Annotated in this window: 18 protein-coding genes; 13 read left to right on the top strand and 5 right to left on the bottom strand. The window is 72.8% G+C overall.

From position 1 onward, the window contains the following. Positions 1 to 12: 12 nt before the first annotated feature. Complete coding sequence (locus ACGFT2_RS20400; RefSeq protein ID WP_393279998.1) at positions 13 to 252, bottom strand: heavy-metal-associated domain-containing protein; 240 nt, start codon at positions 250 to 252, stop codon at positions 13 to 15. A gap of 73 nt (positions 253 to 325) precedes the next feature. Further along, the gene (locus ACGFT2_RS20395; RefSeq protein WP_393279995.1) at positions 326 to 1,267 is read right to left on the bottom strand and encodes a PrsW family glutamic-type intramembrane protease; all 942 of its coding nucleotides are present in this window, start codon (positions 1,265 to 1,267) and stop codon (positions 326 to 328) included. Positions 1,268 to 1,488: 221 nt separating this feature from the next. On the opposite strand from ACGFT2_RS20395, the gene ACGFT2_RS20390 reads away from it, so the two are divergent. Further along, a complete protein-coding gene (locus tag ACGFT2_RS20390) occupies positions 1,489 to 2,538 on the top strand; it encodes a zinc-dependent alcohol dehydrogenase family protein (protein WP_393279992.1) in 1,050 nt (349 codons plus the stop codon). Here the strand turns inward: ACGFT2_RS20390 and ACGFT2_RS20385 are convergent. Continuing rightward, complete coding sequence (locus ACGFT2_RS20385; protein ID WP_393279989.1) at positions 2,513 to 3,127, bottom strand: GNAT family N-acetyltransferase; 615 nt, start codon at positions 3,125 to 3,127, stop codon at positions 2,513 to 2,515. The genes ACGFT2_RS20390 and ACGFT2_RS20385 overlap by 26 nt on opposite strands. Positions 3,128 to 3,209: 82 nt before the next feature. Further along, positions 3,210 to 3,410: a MerR family transcriptional regulator gene (locus tag ACGFT2_RS20380; RefSeq protein WP_067057643.1), complete on the bottom strand. Its 201-nt coding sequence runs from the start codon at positions 3,408 to 3,410 to the stop codon at positions 3,210 to 3,212. Positions 3,411 to 3,791: 381 nt separating this feature from the next. Here ACGFT2_RS20380 and iolC point away from each other — a divergent pair, with 381 nt between their 5' ends. The 9 genes from iolC (at position 3,792) to ACGFT2_RS20335 (ending at position 17,496) form a co-directional block, all read left to right on the top strand. Beyond that, positions 3,792 to 4,742 (top strand): 5-dehydro-2-deoxygluconokinase, encoded by a 951-nt coding sequence (iolC, locus tag ACGFT2_RS20375; RefSeq protein ID WP_393279985.1) that lies wholly within the window; start codon positions 3,792 to 3,794, stop codon positions 4,740 to 4,742. Between the two features lie 47 nt (positions 4,743 to 4,789). Next, complete coding sequence (locus tag ACGFT2_RS20370; protein ID WP_393280061.1) at positions 4,790 to 5,686, top strand: deoxyribose-phosphate aldolase; 897 nt, start codon at positions 4,790 to 4,792, stop codon at positions 5,684 to 5,686. Between the two features lie 7 nt (positions 5,687 to 5,693). Further along, positions 5,694 to 6,518: a 5-deoxy-glucuronate isomerase gene (gene iolB / locus ACGFT2_RS20365; RefSeq protein WP_393279982.1), complete on the top strand. Its 825-nt coding sequence runs from the start codon at positions 5,694 to 5,696 to the stop codon at positions 6,516 to 6,518. Further along, positions 6,515 to 8,401, top strand: coding sequence for a 3D-(3,5/4)-trihydroxycyclohexane-1,2-dione acylhydrolase (decyclizing) (gene iolD / locus ACGFT2_RS20360; protein WP_393279979.1), 1,887 nt, complete (start codon positions 6,515 to 6,517; stop codon positions 8,399 to 8,401). The genes iolB and iolD overlap by 4 nt, the downstream gene beginning before the upstream one ends. Before the next feature lie 16 nt (positions 8,402 to 8,417). Next, positions 8,418 to 9,920, top strand: coding sequence for a CoA-acylating methylmalonate-semialdehyde dehydrogenase (mmsA, locus tag ACGFT2_RS20355; RefSeq protein WP_393279976.1), 1,503 nt, complete (start codon positions 8,418 to 8,420; stop codon positions 9,918 to 9,920). A gap of 376 nt (positions 9,921 to 10,296) precedes the next feature. Beyond that, positions 10,297 to 11,712, top strand: a complete 1,416-nt coding sequence (locus tag ACGFT2_RS20350) for an APC family permease (protein WP_393279974.1) — start codon at positions 10,297 to 10,299, stop codon at positions 11,710 to 11,712. A 246-nt stretch (positions 11,713 to 11,958) separates the two neighbouring features. Then, on the top strand, positions 11,959 to 14,610 hold the full coding sequence (locus ACGFT2_RS20345) for a CocE/NonD family hydrolase (RefSeq protein WP_393279971.1): 2,652 nt from the start codon (positions 11,959 to 11,961) through the stop codon (positions 14,608 to 14,610). Next, the gene (locus tag ACGFT2_RS20340; RefSeq protein WP_393279968.1) at positions 14,607 to 15,470 is read left to right on the top strand and encodes an ABC transporter permease; all 864 of its coding nucleotides are present in this window, start codon (positions 14,607 to 14,609) and stop codon (positions 15,468 to 15,470) included. Before ACGFT2_RS20345 ends, ACGFT2_RS20340 begins: the two co-directional genes overlap by 4 nt. Positions 15,471 to 15,576: 106 nt before the next feature. Next, positions 15,577 to 17,496: an AMP-dependent synthetase/ligase gene (locus ACGFT2_RS20335; RefSeq protein WP_393279964.1), complete on the top strand. Its 1,920-nt coding sequence runs from the start codon at positions 15,577 to 15,579 to the stop codon at positions 17,494 to 17,496. Between the two features lie 213 nt (positions 17,497 to 17,709). On the opposite strand, the gene ACGFT2_RS20330 is transcribed toward ACGFT2_RS20335, so the two are convergent. Continuing rightward, entirely contained in the window at positions 17,710 to 18,114 is a 405-nt protein-coding gene (locus ACGFT2_RS20330; RefSeq protein ID WP_393279962.1) for a rodlin, read from the bottom strand. A 247-nt stretch (positions 18,115 to 18,361) separates the two neighbouring features. Between ACGFT2_RS20330 and ACGFT2_RS20325 the strand changes: the two genes are divergently transcribed. The 3 genes from ACGFT2_RS20325 to ACGFT2_RS20315 all read left to right on the top strand — a co-directional run bounded on the left by ACGFT2_RS20325 (position 18,362) and on the right by ACGFT2_RS20315 (position 20,340). Continuing rightward, positions 18,362 to 18,760 carry a rodlin gene (locus tag ACGFT2_RS20325; RefSeq protein ID WP_393279959.1) on the top strand — a complete coding sequence of 133 codons (399 nt, stop codon included), beginning with the start codon at positions 18,362 to 18,364 and terminating at the stop codon, positions 18,758 to 18,760. Positions 18,761 to 19,019: 259 nt separating this feature from the next. Next, a complete protein-coding gene (locus ACGFT2_RS20320; protein WP_393279957.1) occupies positions 19,020 to 19,247 on the top strand; it encodes a chaplin in 228 nt (75 codons plus the stop codon). A 115-nt stretch (positions 19,248 to 19,362) separates the two neighbouring features. Beyond that, positions 19,363 to 20,340, top strand: a complete 978-nt coding sequence (locus tag ACGFT2_RS20315) for a chaplin family protein (protein WP_393279955.1) — start codon at positions 19,363 to 19,365, stop codon at positions 20,338 to 20,340. Positions 20,341 to 20,382 lie beyond the last annotated feature (42 nt).

Below are 20,382 nucleotides of genomic sequence, written 5' to 3'. Positions count from 1 at the left end.
GAAGCGGGTTCCTCAGGCCTTGCCGGCCAGCTCGAAGCCGGCCTCGTCGACCGCGGCGCGCACGGCCTCGTCGTCCAGCGGGGACTCGGAGACGACGGTCACCTCGCCGGTGGAGGCCACGGCCTTCACCGAGCCGACGCCGGGGAGCTGGGAGATCTCGCCGGAGACCGAGCCCTCGCAGTGGCCGCAGCTCATGCCGGTCACCTTGTAGACGGTGGTGACGGAGCCCGGGGTGTCGGTCTGGACGCTCATGTCGTTCTCCTCGTCGAGGCGTGTGGGGCTGCCGGGGCCCACGAGGGGACCCCATGTTCCTCACACTATACCCCTAGGGGGTATTTCTCCAAGGGGTGCCCCGGCGCGCCAGTGACCGCACCCAGCCGATCCCCGCCAGCGCCACGAGGGCCAGGCCGCCCAGCGAGAACAGTGTGAACAGGTGCTCCTGCGCGGCCCCGGACCGGCCCGGGGCGAACGGCTGCGGCCCGAAGTCCGTGCCGGTCAGACGCGCCACCAGCCGGACCGCGATGCCGTGCGTGGAGTCCCACAGGGTGTGCAGCAGGCAGACGCCCATGCAGGCGGCGATCACCGGCGGGGCGTACCGGAAGCGTCCGTCGGGCCGCCGTAGCGACAGCAGCGCACCGCCCGCGATCGCCGTCCACAGGCCGTGCCCCAGGGGAGCGGGTACCCCGCGCAGCAGCTCCGTCTCCAGCAGGGTCCGCGGATCGTCGCCGGCGGTGGTCAGCGCCGCGTCGAAGGCGTACCCGATGCTCTCCGGGGCCGCGAAGCCGAGGCCGACGGCCGCGCCGAGCACCAGTCCGGCCCGCACCCCGCGGATGCCGGGCTGCCGGCGCAGCGTGAACATCAGCACCCCCAGCTTGGCCGCCTCCTCGAGCAGGGCGAGCCACAGGAACATCCCGAGCCGGGGCCGCAGCAGGTGCGCCTCCGCGAGCACGGCGCCGGCCGCACCGAGCGTGCCGCCGGCCAGGAAGCAGCCGAGGACGGCGCTGACGCCCAGGTCCCGGCCGTGCCGCTCATAGGCCCACAGCACGAAGACGACCGGTACGAGGAAGCCGCCGAGCAGGATCAGCGCCGGCAGCGGTGCGGTGCTCCGCGTCGCGTACACGGCCCCCGCGGTCAGCGCCCAGGCCGCGAGCCCGCCGTACAGTCCGCGCCGCCACAGGCCCGGCCCGATGCGCGGGTACGGCGGCGGGGGCTGCTGCGGGTGGGGGATGCGGGCCCTGGGTGTGCCGGGCGGCGGGAACTGCGTCACGTGGGTCCCTCGGGCTGCTGGACGAACTGGTCCGCACTGGGCGATTCATCCGCACTCTAGGCAGATGTGCCGTGGACCGCAGTCCAGGGGACCCGCCGGGGTCACGTCCGGCCGGGGATGTCGCGGCCGTGCATGAGGGCGCAGGACGACTGGCGGCCGGTGCCGGCCCGCTGACCGGCCGGGGGTGTGACACCGGCGCCCGGCATGGAAGGGTGAGGCGCATGAGAGCCGTGGTGTTCGAGGAGTTCGGACGGCCCGCCGAGGTGCGGCAGGTGCCGGATCCGGAGCCCGCAGAGCACGGAGTCGTCGTGCGGGTCGAGGCGACCGGGCTGTGCCGCAGCGACTGGCACGGCTGGATGGGGCACGACCCCGACATCACGCTGCCGCACGTGCCCGGGCACGAACTCGCCGGTGTGGTCGAGGCGGTGGGGGCGCGGGTCGCCGGGTGGCGGCCCGGCGACCGCGTCACCGTGCCCTTCGTGTGCGCCTGCGGCACCTGCCCGGCCTGTGCCGCAGGCGACCAGCAGGTGTGCGAGCGCCAGACCCAGCCCGGCTTCCACCACTGGGGCTCCTTCGCCGAGTACGTGGCGCTCGACCACGCCGACGTCAACCTCGTCGCCGTCCCGGACGACATGGCCCACGCCACCGCCGCCGGCCTCGGCTGCCGCTTCGCCACCGCCTTCCGTGCCGTGGTGCAGCAGGGCAGGGTCGCGGCGGGGGAGTGGGTCGCCGTGCACGGCTGCGGCGGGGTCGGCCTGTCGGCGGTGATGATCGCGGCGGCCTGCGGGGCCCGGGTGGTCGCCGTCGACATCTCGCGCCGGGCACTCGGCCTGGCCCGGGACTTCGGCGCCGCGGAGTGCCTGGTGGCGACCGGCGCGCCCGGCACCGCCGCCGCCGTCCGCGAGCTGACCGGCGGCGGCGCCCATCTCTCCCTCGACGCCCTCGGCTCGCCCGCGACCTGCGCGGCCTCCGTGGACGGCCTGCGCCGCCGCGGCCGGCACGTCCAGGTCGGCCTGCTGCCCACACCGGACGGCACCACCCCTGTCCCGATGGCCCGCGCCATCGCCCTGGAGCTGGAGATCCTCGGCAGCCACGGCATGGCCGCCCACGCCTATCCGGCCATGCTGGGCCTGGTCCGCTCGGGCATCCTGCGCCCCGACCTGCTGGTGACCTCCACCATCGCCCTCGACGCGACCCCGGCGGCGCTCGCGGCGATGGGCACGGCGCCGGGGGCCGGTGTCACGGTCATCGAGCCGTGGACCCGTACGTGACCACCGTGCCGGGCACGGCCGCGTCCGCCCCGGGGCGCCCCCGGTGCACCGCCCACTCCTGTTCCAGGACCGCCATCACCACGTCGTCCGCCCACACACCGTCCCGCAGCACCGCTTCACGCCGTACGCCCTCGACCACGAAGCCGACCTTCTCGTAGACCCGCCGGGCCCGCGCGTTGTGGCCGTAGACCTCCAGCTCGATGCGGTGCAGACCGAGCTGCTCGAAGCCGTGGCCGACGATCAGCCGGGTCGCCTCGGTGCCGATGCCCCGGCCCCGGCCGCGCGGGCCCAGCAGGGTGCGGAAGGTGCAGCTGCGGGCGTTGCGGTCGACGTCGTGCAGGACGACCTCGCCGAGCAGTTCACCGGTGGCCGGGTCGGTGACGGCGAGGTCCAGCCGGTCGGCCCGGGCGGTGCGCGCGCCGTAATGGGTGCGCAGCAGGTCCAGGGTGAGGCCGGTGCTCGGCTCGAAGGTCCAGCGGACGACCTCGGGGTCACCGATGATCTCCCACATCGCCTCGGCGTCGTCCGCGGTGAAGGGACGCAGCACGGTCCGCTCGCCGGTGAGGACGGGTTTCACGGAGAAGTCCATGACCGGCACTGTGCCCCACACGGGCGGTGGGGCACAGGTGATTTCCGCCGGCGCCGGGCGGACCGGTCGGGGAGGGCCGCGCTCAGTCCGGCCGGCGGCCGCGGTTGCCGGGCCGGGAGGCGACCCAGGCCCGGACGGTGTCGGCGTACCAGTAGGGCTTGCCGCCCTCCACGTGGTCGGGCGCCGGCAGCAGCCCGTGCTTGCGATAGGACCGTACGGTGTCCGGCTGCACCTTGATGTGCGCCGCGATCTCCTTGTAGGACCAGAGCCTTCGGTCGGTCATGAGTTGCACCTCCCTGCGCGCGCCGCGGCGGCGACCTGGGACGGTCGTCGGGGGAGCCGGGCGCTTCGCTGGCGATCACCAAGCCTGCGCCCGGTGAACGACGCAGAGTGACCAGGAGTCAGGGGCTGTCGGCCGGGTGTGACCGAGACCCCGCGTATACGCGACATGTGTGACACGAAGGGGGTGTTTGTGACACGGCCGCCGCAAAGGCCGGCCGCGGCCGGCGGGCGCGGCGCGTTGACTCCGGCGCCCGGAACCGTCAGCGCGGACGTGCCCGCAGACGGCATTCCGTTCGGCTGGTCCGAATGTCTGGACAAAAGATTGACAGGGTGCGCCGTGCGGGACTAGAAAGCCGGGGAGAGCCGTGACGAAGGGAAGCCGATGGCCTACGACCTGATCACCATGGGGCGGATCGGAGTGGACCTCTACCCGCTGCAGACCGGCGTCCCGCTCGCCCGGGTGTCGTCCTTCGGCAAGTTCCTCGGCGGGTCGGCGGCCAACGTCGCGGTCGCGGCGGCCCGGCTCGGCCGGCACACCGCCGTGATCACCCGCACCGGCGACGACCCGTTCGGCGCCTATCTGCACGAGGCGCTGCGCGGCTTCGGCGTGGACGACCGCTGGGTCACCCCCGTTCCCGGGCTGCCGACCCCGGTCACCTTCTGCGAGGTCTTCCCGCCGGACGACTTCCCGCTCTACTTCTACCGGCAGCCCAAGGCACCCGACCTGGAGATCGACGCCCACGACCTGGACCTGGGCGCCGTCCGCGACGCCCGGATCTTCTGGATCACCGGCACCGGCCTGAGCGAGGAGCCCAGCCGTACGGCGACCCTCGCGGCCCTCGCCCACCGGGCGAAGGCGGGCACCACGGTGTTCGACCTCGACTGGCGGCCGATGTTCTGGACCGACCCCGGCTCCGCGCGCCCCTTCTACGCCGAGGCCCTGCGCCACGCCACGGTCGCCGTCGGCAACCTGGACGAGGTGGAGGTCGCCACCGGGGTGCGCGAACCCCACGCGGCCGCCCGCGCGCTGCTGGCCGCCGGGGTGGAGATCGCCGTGGTGAAACAGGGCCCCAAGGGGGTGCTCGCCGTCAGCGCCTCGGGCGAGTGCGCCGAGGTGCCGCCACTGCCCGTCACCGTCCTCAACGGACTCGGTGCCGGGGACGCCTTCGGCGGCTCCCTCTGCCACGGCCTGCTGGCCGGCCGGGACCTGGAGACGGTCATGCGGCACGCCAACGCGGCCGGCGCCATCGTCGCCTCCCGGCTGGAGTGTTCCTCCGCGATGCCGACCCCCGACGAGGTGGCCGCCGCGGTCGATGCCGGAGCGGTGCTGTGAGGGCGGGCAGGGTCGCGGGCACCCACCACGAGGGCGGGGACGCCACCCTGCGGCCCCGCGTGGACGTCGGCGCGCTGGTCGGCATCCGTACCCACCACCCCGAGGCGATCGCCGAGGCCGCCGCCCGCCGCGGGCGCAGGCCGCTGCTGAACCCCAACGGCCGGCTGATGATCGTCGCCGCCGACCACCCCGCCCGCGGCGCCCTAGGTGTCGGCGACCGCAAGCTCGCCATGGCCAACCGGGCCGGCCTGCTCGAACGCCTCTGCCTCGCGCTGTCCCGGCCGGGCGTCGACGGCGTCCTCGCCACCGCCGACATCCTCGACGACCTGCTCCTGCTCGGTGCCCTCGAACACAAGGTCGTCATGGGCTCCATGAACCGCGGCGGCCTGCAGGGAGCGAGCTTCGAGCTGGACGACCGGTTCACCGGACACCGCCCCGAGGACCTCCAGCGCGCCGGCTTCGACGCGGGCAAGCTGCTGCTGCGCGTCGACTACGCCGATCCGGGCTCCCTGACCACCCTGGAGTCCACCGCCCGTGCCATCGACGACATGGCCGCGCGCCGGCTGCCCGTCTTCGTGGAACCGTTCATCAGCCGCCGCACCCCCGACGGGTCACTGCGCAACGACCTGTCCGCCGAGGCGGTCACCAGGTCCATCGCCATCGCCTCCGGACTCGGCGGCTCCTCGGCCTACACCTGGCTGAAGGTGCCGGTCACCGAGAACCCCGACGACATGGCCCGGGTCATGGAGACCTCCACCCTGCCCGCCGTGCTGCTGGGCGGCGACATCGGCGACTCGCCCGAGGACCAGGACGCCGCCTACGAGAAGTGGCGCGGCGCCCTCCAACTGCCGACCGTGCGCGGCCTGGTGGTCGGCCGCTCGCTGCTGTACCCGGCGGACGGCGACGTGGCCGCCGCCGTGGACACCGCCGTCGGACTGCTGTGAGGGCCGCATGACGAGCATCGACCTGCACCTGCGCAAGGGCGCCACCGCGAACGCCCGGTACGCCTTCGACATCGGCCCCGGGCACGCCGCCCTGACCCACGGCAGCCTGCGGATCGTCGAGTTGACACCCGGCGGTACGCATACGTTCACCACCGGGGACGGTGAATGGATCGTGCTTCCGCTGGAAGGCGGATGTACCGTGCGAATCGAGGAAGAAGAGTTCCAACTCCTGGGCCGGGAGAATGTGTTCGCGGACGTCTCCGACTTCGCGTACGCGCCCCGGGACACCCGGGTCCAGATCGCCTCCGGCGCGGGAGGCCGCTTCGCCCTGGCAGGAGCGAAGTGCGAGCGACGACTCCCCGCCCGCTACGGCCCCGCGCCGGAGGTACCGGTCGAACAGCGTGGCAGCGGCACCTGTGCCCGCCGGGTGCGCAACTTCGCCTCCGCGGACGCCTTCGAGTGCGACAAGCTCATCGCCGTCGAGGTGATCACCCCGGGCGGCAACTGGTCCTCCTATCCGCCGCACAAGCACGACGAGCACCGGCCGGGCGAGGAGTCCGAGCTGGAGGAGATCTACTACTTCGAGATCGACGGCCCGAACGGCCTCGGCTACCAGCGCGTGTTCCCGTCGCGCCAGGGCGGGTCCGACGTCCTCGCCGAGGTCCGCTCCGGCGACGCCGTCCTCGTCCCCGACGGCTGGCACGGCCCGTCGATCGCCCAGCCCGGGCACGACATGTACTACCTGAACGTCATGGCGGGACCGGGCGAGACCCGGGAGTGGCGAATCCGCTTCCACCCGGACCACGCAGAAAGCACAGGGGGGTACCGATGACCACCTCGACGACGAGGCTCACGGTCGCGCAGGCACTGGTGCGCTTCCTCGCCGCCCAGTACACCGAGCGGGACGGCGAGCGGCGCCGGCTGATCGGCGCCACCTGGGGCATCTTCGGCCACGGCAACGTCGCCGGGCTCGGCCAGGCGCTGGTCGAGTACGCGGACGTCATGCCGTACCACCAGGGCCGCAACGAGCAGTCCATGGTGCACGCGGCCGTCGGCTACGCCCGCCAGTCGGGCCGGCTGTCCGCGCACGCCGTGACGACCTCGATCGGCCCCGGTGCGACCAACCTGGTCACCGGTGCCGCCCTCGCCACCATCAATCACCTGCCGGTCCTGCTGCTGCCGGGTGACGTCTTCGCCACCCGCCCCGCCGACCCGGTCCTGCAGCAGCTGGAGGTGCCCCACGCGGGCGACCTCTCGGTCAACGACACCCTGCGCCCCGTCTCCCGGTACTTCGACCGCATCACCCGCCCCGAGCAGCTGATCCCGGGCGCGCTGCAGGCCATGCGGGTCCTCACCGACCCGGTGGAGACCGGTGCGGTCACCCTCGCGCTGCCGCAGGACGTGCAGGCGGAGGGCTTCGACTGGCCGGAGGAGTTCTTCGCCGAGCGCGTGTGGACCGTACGCCGGCCGGGCGCGGACCCCACCGAACTGGCCGAGGCGGTCCGGGCGGTCCGCGCGGCGCGCAGGCCGCTCGTCGTCGCGGGCGGCGGAGTCCACCACAGCCGGGCCGAGGAGGGCCTCGCCGAGTTCGCCGGGGCCACCCGGATCCCGGTGGCCTCGACCCAGGCCGGCAAGGGCTCCCTGCGCCACGACCATCCGCAGGACGTCGGCGGCGTCGGCCACACCGGCACCGCCACCGCCGACGAGCTGGCCCGCACCGCGGACCTGGTGATCGGCGTCGGCACCCGGTACACGGACTTCACCACGGCCTCCGGCACCCTCTTCGCGAACCCGGACGTCCGCTTCCTGAACCTCAACATCGCGCCCTACGACGGCCACAAGCTGGCCGGGCTGCCGCTGGTGGCGGACGCCCGCAGCGGCCTGGCCGAGCTGACCGAGGCCCTGACGATGCACGGGCACACGGTCTCCGACGCCTACGTCACCGAGTACACCGAGGACAAGGAGCGCTGGGAGCAGCGCGTCGACGCCTGCTTCGAGGCGGGCGAACCGGACGCCCGGCCGTCCCAGCCGCAGGTCATCGGCGCCCTGGACGCGCTGGTGGACGAGTCCGACATCATCGTCAACGCGGCCGGTTCGCTCCCCGGCGACCTGCACAAGCTGTGGCGGGCGCGCTCCCGCGACCAGTACCACCTGGAGTACGGGTACTCCTGCATGGGCTACGAGATCCCGGCCGCGATCGGAGTCAAGCTCGCCGCGCCCGAGCGGAACGTGTGGGCGCTGGTCGGCGACGGCACCTATCTGATGATGCCCACGGAGATCGTGACCGCCGTCCAGGAGGGCATCGCGATCAAGCTCCTGCTGGTGCAGAACCACGGGTACGCCTCGATCGGCGGCCTCTCGGAGTCGGTGGGCGGGGAGCGGTTCGGCACGGCCTACCGGTATCCGACGGGCGACGGGACCCTCACGGGCGCCCCGCTCCCCGTCGACCTGGCCGCCAACGCGGCCAGCCTCGGCATGCGGGTGCTGCGCGCGAAGACCGTACGCGACCTGCGCGCGGCGCTCGCCGAGGCGCGGGCCGCCGACACTCCCACATGTGTCTACGTGGAGACCGAAACGTCCGACACTGTGTCGGGCGCGCCTCCGGCGCAGGCCTGGTGGGATGTTCCTGTGGCCGAGACCGCGACCCGACCGTCCGCGGTCAAGGCCCGTGAGCTGTACGAACGGCACGTCTCGACCCGACGCCGCCATCTGTAATAAGGAGTCTCTGGGCATGACGAAGATCGTCAACCACTGGATCGGCGGCAAGGCCGTCGAAGGCGCGTCGGGTACGTACGGGCCGGTCACCGACCCGGCGACCGGCGCGGTCACCACGAAGGTCGCGTTCGCCTCGGTCGAGGAGGTCGACGCGGCCGTCGCGGCGGCCAAGGACGCCTTCGCCACCTGGGGCCAGTCCTCGCTGGCCCAGCGCACCACGATCCTGTTCAGGTTCCGGGCCCTGCTGGACGCCAACCGGGACGCCATCGCGGAGCTGATCACCGCCGAGCACGGCAAGGTGCACTCGGACGCACTCGGCGAGGTCGCGCGCGGCCTGGAGATCGTCGACCTGGCCTGCGGCATCAACGTGCAGCTGAAGGGCGAGCTGTCCACGCAGGTCGCGAGCCGCGTGGACGTCTCCTCCATCCGCCAGCCGCTCGGTGTCGTCGCGGGCATCACGCCGTTCAACTTCCCGGCGATGGTCCCGATGTGGATGTTCCCGATCGCCATCGCCACCGGCAACACCTTCATCCTGAAGCCGTCCGAGAAGGACCCGTCGGCCTCTCTCAAGATCGCCGAGCTGCTCTCGGAGGCCGGCCTGCCGGACGGCGTCTTCAACGTCGTGCACGGCGACAAGGTGGCCGTGGACCGGCTGCTGGAGCACCCGGACGTCAAGGCCGTCTCGTTCGTCGGCTCCACCCCGATCGCCCGCTACATCCACACCACCGCCTCCGCCCACGGCAAGCGGGTGCAGGCCCTCGGCGGTGCCAAGAACCACATGCTGGTCCTGCCGGACGCCGACCTGGACGCGGCCGCCGACGCGGCGGTCTCGGCGGCCTACGGCTCCGCGGGCGAGCGCTGCATGGCCATCTCGGCGGTCGTCGCCGTGGGCGCGATCGGCGACACGCTGGTGGAGAAGATCCGCGAGCGCGCCGAGAAGATCAAGATCGGTCCCGGCAACGACCCGTCGAGCGAGATGGGCCCGCTCATCACGAAGGTCCACCGGGACAAGGTGGCCTCCTACGTCGAGGGTGCCGCGGCCGAGGGCGCCGAGGTCGTGCTGGACGGCACCGGCTTCACGGTCGAGGGCTTCGAGGACGGCCACTGGATCGGCATCTCGCTGCTCGACAAGGTGCCGACCGGCGCCAAGGCCTACCAGGACGAGATCTTCGGCCCGGTGCTGTGCGTGCTGCGGGTGGACACCTACGACGAGGGCGTGGCGCTCATCAACGCCTCGCCGTTCGGCAACGGCACCGCGATCTTCACCCGGGACGGCGGCGCGGCCCGCCGCTTCCAGCTGGAGATCGAGGCCGGCATGGTCGGCGTGAACGTCCCGATCCCGGTGCCGGTGGGCTACCACTCCTTCGGCGGCTGGAAGGACTCGCTCTTCGGCGACCACCACGTCTACGGCAACGACGGCACGCACTTCTACACCCGCGGCAAGGTCGTCACCACCCGCTGGCCCGACCCGGCCGACGCCCCGGCGGGCGTGGACCTGGGCTTCCCGCGCAACCACTGAGTCCCGCCGCACCCCCTGTCAGGCCGTCCGGATTCCGGACGGCCTGACATTTTTTTGACATGTGGGCTGCGGTTCCCGTTCACGGCGGACGAATCGGGTGACGAAGGGGTTGCCGCGAGATGACCTTTGAAAGCAAGGTCACATTCGCCAAAGGCTTACTGGATGCCCTTATGAGGTCTCAAGACCTAGGAAAGTGATGCGGCGAGAGATCGTCCGCAACTGCGGATTCCGAAGGTAAACGGCCATTGACGTGGCGGTTTTCGTCGGGGTTCTCTATGCAGCCGGGAGCGGACGAAACGAACGTACGACGATCCGCCGGAGGCGATAGCGCTCCCGCCCCCACCCTCAGTCGCACGAGTCGATCGGAACCCGCCGCATGACCGACACGCTCCGCCCTGTCGAGACAGCCGTCACAGCAGCTTCTGTGGCCCCTGACAGCCCTCAGAAGCTCAAGCGTTCCATCGGCGTGGTCGGCGGCACCCTGCTGACGCTCTCCTGCGTCACCCCCGCCTCGACGCTCTTCGTCGTCGTCCCGGACCTGTTCGGCTCCCTCGGCACCGCCACCGCCCTGACGATCGCCATCGGCTCCCTCCTCTGTATCGCCGTGGCGTTCTGCTACTCCGAACTGGGCACCCTCATCCCCAGCGCGGGCGGCGAGTACGCGATGGTGTCGACCATGGCCGGACGGCTCGCCGGCTGGCTGGTCTTCGTGCTCTCCCTGCTGGTCGTCATGATCGTGCCGCCGGTCATCGCGATGGGCACCGCGGACTACCTCGCCCCGATCGTGCACCTCGACCCCGCGATGACCGGCGCCGGCGTGATGCTGCTCGCCACCCTCGCCGGCCTGCTCGACCTGCGCGCCAACGCCTGGATCACCGGCATCTTCCTGGTCCTGGAGGTCATCGCCGCCGGTGTCGTCGCCCTGCTGGGCTTCACCCACGGCCACCGCGGCATGGGCAGCCTGGTCTCCATGCAGGTGGCCGGCGAGCACGGCCACACGGACACCGTGACGGCCATGCTCGTCGTATCCGGACTCGCCATCGCCCTCTTCGTCACCCAGGGCTTCTCGACCGCCGTCTACCTCTCCGAGGAGCTGGAGCACCCCCGCCGCAACGTCGCCCGCACGGTCCTCGCCACCCTGGCCATCTCCACCGTGATCATCCTGGTCCCGGTCGCCGCCATCACCCTGGGCGCCGACGACCTCCAGGAGCTGACCGGCGGCGACATCAGCTCCATGGTCACCGCCTGGTCCAACTCCGCGGTCGGCACCTTCGTCAGCCTCTGCGTCGCCCTCGCCATCATCAACGCGGGCATCGTCATGGTCATCCAGAACTCCCGCGTCCTGTTCGCCTCGGCCCGCGACAAGGCCTGGCCCGGCCCGGTCAACAACCTCTTCTCCAAGCTCGGCCGCTTCGGCTCCCCGTGGGTGGCCACGCTCGCCGTCGGCGTCCCCGGCGCGCTGCTCTGCTTCGTCAACCTGGACACCCTGTACGGCGTCACCGGCGTCTCGGTGACCGGCATGTACCTGCTGGTCGCGGTCGCCGCGCTGCTGGCCCGCCGCGGCGCCCACCAGCACACCGCCGCCTGGCGGATGCCCCTGTGGCCCGCGGTGCCGGTCCTGCTGATCGCCGTTCTCGCGTACATCCTCACCCAGCAGGAGACGAGCTACCTGCTGTGGACCGGCGGCATCACCGCCGTCGCCACCCTGTACTGGGCGTTCTACCTCCGCCCGCGCCGCGAGACCCGCTGGCTGGTGTCGATCCCCGAGGACGCGGAGCTGCCGCAGGACTAGCCGGAGTCCCCGGCGGCAGCCGCGGCACCGCCCGGGGACCCGGACGGCTGCCGCGGTGCCCGGCAGCCGTCGCGGGACCGCCCGGAGTCCCCGGCAGCACCCGCGGGGTGGGCGCCGGCGGCCCCGGTGCCCGTACCGCGTACCACGCCTGGCGTACCCCGGCCCCGTCCCGTACTCCCCGAGGAGGGCCCGGGGTTCAGCCCGGAGGCCGCATCGGTTGTCGGTGCCGCCCCGTACCGTTGAACCATGGATCTTCGACTGCCCGCGTTGCGGGGGCTGCCGCGGCGGCCGCGCCGGCTCCTCGCCGCCGCGGCCGCCGTCGTGGTGCTCGCCGGTGCCGGGACGTGGACGGCGGCCGTCGCCTCCGACGACCCGCGGCCGGTGCGCGTCAGCGACCGGATCATGGCGGTCGACGGGGTGCGCCTGGACACCTCGTTCTTCGCCCCGGCCGACACCGGCCGCCACCCCGCCGTCCTGCTGGCGCACGGCTTCGGCGGCAGCAAGGACGACGTGCGGCAGCAGGCCGAGGACCTCGCCCGGCACGGGTACGCGGTCCTGACCTGGTCCGCGCGCGGCTTCGGCCGGTCCACCGGGAAGATCGGCCTGAACGACCCGGGCGGCGAGGTCACCGACGTCTCCCGGCTCATCGACTGGCTGGCGAAACAGCCCCAGGTCCGCCTCGACCGGCCCGGCGACCCGCGCGTGGGCATGGCCGGCGGTTCCTACGGCGGCGCGATCTCCCTGCTCGCCGCCGGACACGACCACCGCGTCGACGCCATCGCCCCGGCCATCACCTACTGGAACCTCGCGGACGCCCTGTTCCCGGACGGCGTGTTCAAGAAGCTGTGGACCGGCGTCTTCTTCAACACCGGCGGCGGCTGCGCCCGCTTCGAGCCCGCGCTGTGCCGGATGTACGACCGGGTCGCCGAGTCCGGCACGCCGGACCCGGCCGCCCGCGCGCTCCTGGAGCAACGCTCGCCGTCCGCCGTCGGCGACCGCATCAAGGTGCCCACCCTGCTGATGCAGGGCCAGACGGACTCCCTGTTCACGCTCGGCCAGTCCGACGCCGCCGCGAAGGCGATCCGCGCGAACGGCGCCCCCGTCGACGTCGACTGGATCGCCGGCGGGCACGACGGCGGGGACATGGAGACCGGCCGGGTGCAGGCCCGCGTGCAGGCCTGGTTCGACCGGTATCTGAAGGGTGACCGGAGCGCCGGCACCGGCCCCGCCTTCCGGACCACCCGCACCGGCGGGCTCGACTCCACCGACGGCACCGCCCGGTTGCGCGGCGCGAGCGCCACCGCCTACCCCGGGCTGCACGGCCACCGCCGCGCCGTCGCCCTCACCGGCGGCGAGCAGCACGTCGTCAACCCACCCGGCGCCAGTCCGCCCGGCGTCTCCGCGCTCCCCGGCCTCGGCGGCTCCGGCGGCCTCACCCAGCTGTCCGCACTCGGCGTCGGCGTGTCCCTCGACTTCCCCGGCCAGTTCGCGCGGTTCGACTCGGCACCGCTCACCCGCGACCTGCGGATCACCGGCGCACCGACCGCCACCGTCCACATCACCTCCACCCGCGACGAAGCCGTCCTGTTCGGCAAGGTCTACGACGTCGGCCCCGACGGCACCCGGCAGGTCCTGCCCGCCCAACTGGTCGCGCCCTTCCGGGTGACCGGCGCCCGGGCGGGCAAGGACGTCACCGTCACCCTCCCGGCGATCGACCACGAGGTGCGGAAGAGCCACCGGCTCCGGCTGGTCCTCGCCTCCACCGACCTCGGCTACGCCTCCCCGGCCGCCCCCGCGACCTACACCGTCGCCCTGAAGGGGGACCTCGGCGTACCGACGGCCCCCGCCGTCACGACCGCCGCGGCACCGCTGCCCGCCTGGGTCTGGTGGCTGCCCGTGGCCGGCGCGCTGCTCGCACTCGCCCTGCTGCTCACCGGCCGCCGCCGTACGGCCGCCCCCGCCCCCGACCCCGGGCTGGCCGAAGTGCCGCTGGTCATCGAGGGCCTGAGCAAGCGCTACGCCCGCTCCACCGACCGGTACGCGGTGCAGGAGCTGTCCTTCCGCGTCGAGAAGGGCCAGGTTCTCGGCCTGCTCGGACCCAACGGCGCGGGCAAGACCACCACCCTGCGCATGCTGATGGGCCTGATCAAGCCGGACGACGGCGAGATCCGCGTCTTCGGGCACGCCGTCCGGCCCGGCGCCCCGGTGCTGTCCCGGGTCGGCGCGTTCGTGGAGGGCGCCGGCTTCCTGCCCCACCTCTCCGGCCGGGAGAACCTGCAGCTGTACTGGCGGGCCACCGGCCGCCCGCCGGAGGACGCCCACCTGGACGAGGCGCTGCGGATCGCCGGACTCGGCGACGCGCTCGCCCGCGCGGTGCGCACCTACTCCCAGGGCATGCGCCAGCGCCTCGCCATCGCGCAGGCCATGCTCGGCCTGCCCGACCTGCTGATCCTCGACGAGCCGACCAACGGCCTCGACCCGCCCCAGATCCGCGAGATGCGCGAGGTGATGATCCGCTACGCGGCCGGCGGCCGTACGGTGATCGTCTCCAGCCATCTCCTCGCCGAGGTCGAGCAGTCCTGCACCCATCTGGTGGTGATGGACCGCGGCCGCCTCGTCCAGGCCGGCCCCGTGCGGGAGATCGTCGGCTCCGGCGACACCCTGCTGGTCGGCACCGCGACACCGGTGGAGGAAGCGGTGACGGAGAAGGTGGCCGCCCTGCCCGGCGTCGCCTCCGCCGTGCGCACCGACGACGGTCTGCTGGTCCGGCTCGAACCCGGCGGCACCGCCGAGCGGCTGGTCGTGGAGCTGGTGCGCCTCGCGGTGCCGGTCGCCTCGGTCGGCCCGCACCGCCGCCTGGAGGACGCCTTCCTCACCCTGATCGGAGGTTCCGCATGAGCACGCTCACCGAGCGCACCGAGACGGCGACCGGCTACCACGCGGGCCGAACGCTGCCGCTGCGCGTGGAGCTGGCCCGTCAGCTCAAGCGGCGCCGCACCCTGGTCATGGGCGCGGTCCTGGCCGTGCTGCCGTTCGTGCTGCTGATCGCCTTCGCCGTCGGCGGCACCCCGGGCGGCCGGAACAACCAGGTCACGCTGATGGACACGGCCACCGCGTCCGGCGCCAACTTCGCCGCCGTGAACCTGTTCGTCTCGGCGGGCTTCCTGCTGGTGGTCCCGGTCGCCCTGTTCTGCGGGGACACCGTGGCCTCGGAGGCGAGCTGGTCCTCCCTGCGCTATCTGCTGGCCGCGCCCGTGCCCCGGGCCCGGCTGCTGTGGTCCAAGCTGGCCGTCGCGCTCGGGCTGAGCCTCGCCGCGATGGTGCTGCTGCCGGTCGTGGCCCTCGCCGCCGGCACCGCCGCCTACGGCTGGGGCCCGCTGCAGATCCCCACCGGCGGCGCGCTCGACACCGGTACGGCGGCGCAGCGGCTCGCGGTGGTCGTGGCGTACATCTTCGTGTCCCAGCTCGTCACCGCCGCACTGGCGTTCTGGCTCTCGACCAGGACGGACGCGCCGCTCGGCGCGGTCGGCGGCGCGGTCGGCCTGACCATCGTCGGCAATGTGCTGGACGCCGTCACCGCCCTCGGGCACTGGCGCGACTTCCTGCCGGCCCACTGGCAGTTCGCCTGGGCCGACGCCGTGCAGCCGCACCTCGAATGGCCGGGCATGATCCAGGGCGCGGCGATCTCGGTGACGTACGCCCTCGTGCTGTTCGCCCTCGCGTTCCGGGGGTTCGCCCGCAAGGACGTCGTCTCCTAGGCCGGCCGGCGTTCGCTGCACAGCCCGTTGACCTTCCCTTACTTACGAGTAAGTTGACGCACCGGTAAGGACCTTCGCAGGGCACGAGCCGCATCCGGGAGCCGTCATGGGCGTACGCAGGGATCTGAAACGGGCACGGCAGCGTGCCGACCTGGCGGCCCGGGGGTCGGTGGAACTGGTCAGGGACGCGACGGGCACCGTGCGCGAGGTCCGCGCGGCACCCCTGGCACCCCCGCTCACCACCGGCTCCCTGGCGGACCTGCCGTTCACGCACGCCGCCGAGACCCCGGCCGCGGTGCTGCTGCGCCGCCGCGCGCAGGGCGCCTGGCACCCGGTCACCGCGGCGGCCTTCGCCGCCGAGGTCGCCGCGGTCGCGAGGGGACTGGTCGCCGCCGGACTGGAAGCGGGCGACCGGGTCGCCGTGATGTCCCGCACCCGCTACGAGTGGACCGTCCTGGACTTCGCGATCTGGGCGGCCGGCGGCCAGTCCGTGCCCATCTACCCCACCTCCTCCGCCGAGCAGGTGGAGTGGATCGTCCGCGACTCCGGCGCCCGGTTCGCCGTCACCGAGACCGCCGAGAACGCGGCCACGGTCACCACCGGCACGGCGGGCCACGCCCGCCCCCCGCGCCTGTGGCAACTCGAGGAGGGCGCCCTCGCCGCCCTCACCGGCCTCGGCCGCGACATCCCCGACGACGAACTCGTCAAGCGGCGCGGCGCGTTGACCCCGGGCACCATCGCCACCCTCTGCTACACCTCCGGCACGACGGGCCGGCCCAAGGGATGCGTCCTCACCCACGCCAACCTGCACGCCGAGGCCGCCAGCACCGTCGAGCTGCTGCACCCGGTGTTCCAGGCCGTCACCGGCCAGGCCGCCTCCACCCTGCTCTTCCTGCCGCTCGCCCACATCCTCGGCCGCACCCTGCAACTCGCCTGTCTGCTGGCCCGCATCGAGACCGGCCACTTCCCGAGCGTCCGCCCCGACGAACTGCGCCCCGTGCTCCGGGAGTTCCGGCCCACCTTCCTGGTCGGGGTGCCGTACCTCTTCGAGAAGATCCACGACACCGGGCGCGCCACCGCCGAGAAGATCGGCCGCGCCGCCTCCTTCGACCGGGCCGAGCGGATCGCCGTCCGCTTCGGCGAGGCGTACCTGCACCGGTTCCTCGGCACCGGCAAGGGCCCCGGCCCCGGCCTCTACGCCGGCTGGGCCCTGTACGACCTGCTGGTCTACCGGCGCATCCGCAGGGAACTCGGCGGCCGCATGCGCTACGCCATCAGCGGCGGCTCCCCACTGGACCGCAACCTCAACCTGTTCTTCCACGCCGCGGGCATCATCGTCTACGAGGGCTACGGCCTGACCGAGACGTCCGCCGCCGCCACCATCGTGCCCCCGCTCGCCCCCCGCCCCGGCACGGTCGGCCTGCCCATCCCGGGAGTCCGCGTACGGATCGCCGACGACGGCGAGGTGCTGGTCAAGGGCGGAGTGGTGTTCGGCTCGTACTGGAACGACCCGGAGGCCACGGACGCCGTGCTCGCCGACGACTGGTTCGCCACCGGCGACCTCGGCTCCCTGGACCAGGACGGCTATCTCACCATCACCGGTCGGAAGAAGGACATCCTCGTCACCTCCGGCGGCAAGAACGTCGCGCCGGCCGTCCTGGAGGACCGGCTGCGCAGCCGGTCGCCGGTCGGGCAGTGCGTGGTCGTCGGCGACAACCGGCCCTTCGTCGCCGCCCTGATCACTCTCGACCCGGAGGCACTCGCGCACTGGCTGACGGTCCGGGGGCTGGCGCCCGACACCCCCCTCGCCGAGCTGGCGCGCGACGAACGGCTGCGGGCGGAGGTGCAGAAGGCGGTCGACTACGCCAACGAGGCGGTCTCGCGCGCCGAGTCCATCCGCGCCTTCGCCCTTGTCGAGGGGGAGTTCACCGAGGAGAACGGGCTGCTCACCCCCTCGCTGAAGGTGAGACGGCACGCGGTGACGGCCGCCTACGCGGAGCGGATCGAGGCGCTGTACCGCCGCTGACACGACGGAGCGGGGGGGGGGGGGGGGGGGGGGGGGGGGGGGGCGGGGGGGCGCCGGGGCGGGGGGGGCGGGGGGGGGGGGGGCGCCCCCCCGGCGGCCCGCCGCGGCCGCCCCCCCCCCCGGGCGGCGGGCGGGCGCGCCCCCCCGCCCCCCCCCCCCCCCCCCCGCCCCCCCCCCCCCCCCCCCCCCCCCCCCCGCTCCGGTGACGCGAAATCAGTTACCGGCCTCGGAGTTCGAGGACAGCACCGACACGTCCTCCAGCAGGTGCGCCAGCGCGCCGTCGCGCTTGGCGTTCGTGGAGTTCTCGGTGCACTGCTGCTGCATGTGGTCCGACAGGATCGGAAGGTCCTGGACGTTGACGCCGATGAGGGCGCCGACGCCGACCGGAATGTCGTTCACCGCGATGCACGGCTTGTTGAAGGAGCCCTGGATCAGCGCGATCTGGGGGCTCATGTTCCCGTACGTGGCCGAGTTGCCGAAGCTCTGCCACGAGCCGTTGCCGTTGGCGGCGGTGGGCCCGCTGTCGTTCCCGATCGCCAGCGCCTGCGGTGCCGCGGCCGCGGAGGCGCCGATGGCGGAAGCGGCGACGGCCGCAGTGGCAACAATCTTCCTGATCATTGGCCAGTCCTTTCTGAGAAAACCCCGTCCACCGGAGCGTTCTGGTCAACTCCAGGGACCCCGTGTGGTTTCTCCCGTTCACTCCGTCGGACGACGACTGGGCTGGTCGTGCGTTTTTCGGACTTCGTGATTTCCGGCCTTCCGCCGGGGCCGTGCGGGCCAACCGGGTGAATAGGCGCAACCATTCCCGATGCGTCGGGTTGATGTGGCCGTAGGACATACGTCGCTACGAGGAAAGGAACGCGAAGTGCTCAAGAAGGCAATGGTCGCCGCTGCGGCCGCCGCTTCTGTCGTGGGAATGGCGGTGGCGGCCGCGCCGCAGGCGCTTGCCATCGGCAACGACGACGGGCCGACCGTCGCGAATGGCAACGGCGCCGTGTCGTCGTTCGGCAACTCGGCCACGCGGGGCGACATGAGCCCGCAGCTGTCGCTGGTGCAGGGCACGCTGAACAAGCCGTGTGTCGGCGTCCAGGACGTCGATGTCGCGGTCGACGCCCTCATCGGCGTGACGGCCCAGGACATCCCGGTCCTGTCCGACCACCTGCAGCAGCAGTGTGACGACAACTCCACGAACACCAAGCGGGACGGTGCGGTCTCGCACGTCCTGGAGGACCTGTCGGTCCTCTCGGCCAACACCGAGAGCTGAGTCGTTCGAGCCGGCCCGGGCCGTCCGCTGCATTCGCCTGCGGATTGCCCGGGCTTTTTTCCACGAATTTTCGGTCGAGGACCAAACGTGGTCGAGGGGCAAACGCATGAGAAAGGCGGTGCGAAAGAGTGATTATCGCTCAGTTCGAGTTCCGCCGTTCACCGTTGCGTCTATCCCTCGTTCCGTGCCACGACCGTCCACGTCGTGCTCATGCGGTTCTGGCCGTCATCGGGGCATGACCCCAGAGAAGGGAACTTTCATGAAGAAGAGCGTTGCTGCCGTCGCGGGCGCCCTCCTGGCGCTGGGCCTGGCCGGGCCCGCCTTCGCCGACGCCGGTGCCGGGGCTGCCGCCGTCGGTTCGCCGGGCGTCCTGTCCGGCAACGTCGTGCAGGTGCCGATCCACGCCCCGATCAACGTCTGTGGCAACACGGTCGACGTCATCGCCCTGCTGAACCCCGCGTTCGCCAACGCCTGCGTCAACGACTGAGGCGCAGCACAACGCACCAGCCCCGGCTGCGTCATGGCCGGTCTCGGATCGTCGAACCTTGATTCCTCGTTCCGGGACCGGCCTTTTGCACTCCTTCGAGCAGGAAGACACGAGATTGCGACAGACTCTCAGCAAAGGCATGGTCGTGGCCGCCGCAGCGGCCGGCATGCTGTCCCTGTACGGCAGCTCAGCGCTCGCCGACTCGGAAACACACGGCGCCGCCCAGGGCTCGGCCGGCGTACTGTCCGGCAACAACGTCCAGGCCCCGGTACACATCCCGGTCGACATCTGCGGCGACTCCGTCGACGCGGCCGCCGCACTGAACCCGGCGTTCGCCAACCGGTGTGCCGACGACCACGGTCCGAGCGCCGACACGGTCGACAAGCCGCGGCGCGACGCCCAGGAGGAGGACGGCTACGGCGACTCCGACGGCTACGGCGACCGCATCACCCCAACGCCCACCGCCGACCACGTCACCCCACCGGCGTACGGCGAGGAGGACCACACCACTCCCCCCGCGTACGGCGAGGAGGACCGGACGACCCCGCCGGCGTACGGCGAGGAGGACCGGACGACCCCGCCGGCGTACGGCGAGGAGGACCGGACGACCCCGCCGGCGTACGGCGACGAGGACCGCACCACTCCCCCCGCGTACGGCAAGGAGGACCACGCCACCCCACCGGCGTACGGCAAGGAAGACCGCACCACTCCCCCCGCGTACGGCGACGAGGACCACACCACCCCACCCCCGTACGGGAGTGACGACCACACGACTCCGCCTGCGTACGGTGGTGACGACCACACGACTCCGCCTGCGTACGGTGGTGACGACCACTCCACCCCGCCTCCGTACGGTGGTGACGACCACACCACCCCGCCTCCCTATGGCGGGGAAGAGACGCCTCCACCCGGTGGGGAGACCACTCCGCCGCCGCCCCCGGGCGGCGAGGAGCACCACCCGGGGCCTCCGCCCTCCCTTCCGCACACCGGTGGTGACGGCCGGGCCATGCTCGCGACCTCTGCCGCCAGTGCCGCGCTGATCGCGGCCGGAACGATTCTGTACCGGCGCGGCCGGGCCACCACCCGCAGGTAGCGCGCGGGTGCCGGACCGAGCGGCCGGCACCCCCGCAGCTGC

Origin of the sequence: Streptomyces sp. NPDC048514 (assembly GCF_043199955.1) — a bacterium.
GTDB lineage: Bacteria > Actinomycetota > Actinomycetes > Streptomycetales > Streptomycetaceae > Streptomyces.
This window is presented reverse-complemented; position numbering and strand designations above follow the sequence as displayed.

Bases quoted from the DNA above. Each gene is read 5' to 3' on its own strand.
- ACGFT2_RS20345 (WP_393279971.1), top strand. From the start codon at position 11,959: ATGGATCTTCGACTGCCCGCGTTGCGGGGGCTGCCGCGGCGGCCGCGC.
- ACGFT2_RS20390 (WP_393279992.1), top strand. From the start codon at position 1,489: ATGAGAGCCGTGGTGTTCGAGGAGTTCGGACGGCCCGCCGAGGTGCGG.
- mmsA (WP_393279976.1), top strand. From the start codon at position 8,418: ATGACGAAGATCGTCAACCACTGGATCGGCGGCAAGGCCGTCGAAGGC.
- ACGFT2_RS20320 (WP_393279957.1), top strand. From the start codon at position 19,020: ATGAAGAAGAGCGTTGCTGCCGTCGCGGGCGCCCTCCTGGCGCTGGGC.
- iolB (WP_393279982.1), top strand. From the start codon at position 5,694: ATGACGAGCATCGACCTGCACCTGCGCAAGGGCGCCACCGCGAACGCC.
- ACGFT2_RS20335 (WP_393279964.1), top strand. From the start codon at position 15,577: ATGGGCGTACGCAGGGATCTGAAACGGGCACGGCAGCGTGCCGACCTG.
- iolC (WP_393279985.1), top strand. From the start codon at position 3,792: ATGGCCTACGACCTGATCACCATGGGGCGGATCGGAGTGGACCTCTAC.
- ACGFT2_RS20400 (WP_393279998.1), bottom strand. From the start codon at position 252: ATGAGCGTCCAGACCGACACCCCGGGCTCCGTCACCACCGTCTACAAG.
- ACGFT2_RS20340 (WP_393279968.1), top strand. From the start codon at position 14,607: ATGAGCACGCTCACCGAGCGCACCGAGACGGCGACCGGCTACCACGCG.
- iolD (WP_393279979.1), top strand. From the start codon at position 6,515: ATGACCACCTCGACGACGAGGCTCACGGTCGCGCAGGCACTGGTGCGC.
- ACGFT2_RS20380 (WP_067057643.1), bottom strand. From the start codon at position 3,410: ATGACCGACCGAAGGCTCTGGTCCTACAAGGAGATCGCGGCGCACATC.
- ACGFT2_RS20330 (WP_393279962.1), bottom strand. From the start codon at position 18,114: ATGATCAGGAAGATTGTTGCCACTGCGGCCGTCGCCGCTTCCGCCATC.
- ACGFT2_RS20350 (WP_393279974.1), top strand. From the start codon at position 10,297: ATGACCGACACGCTCCGCCCTGTCGAGACAGCCGTCACAGCAGCTTCT.
- ACGFT2_RS20385 (WP_393279989.1), bottom strand. From the start codon at position 3,127: ATGGACTTCTCCGTGAAACCCGTCCTCACCGGCGAGCGGACCGTGCTG.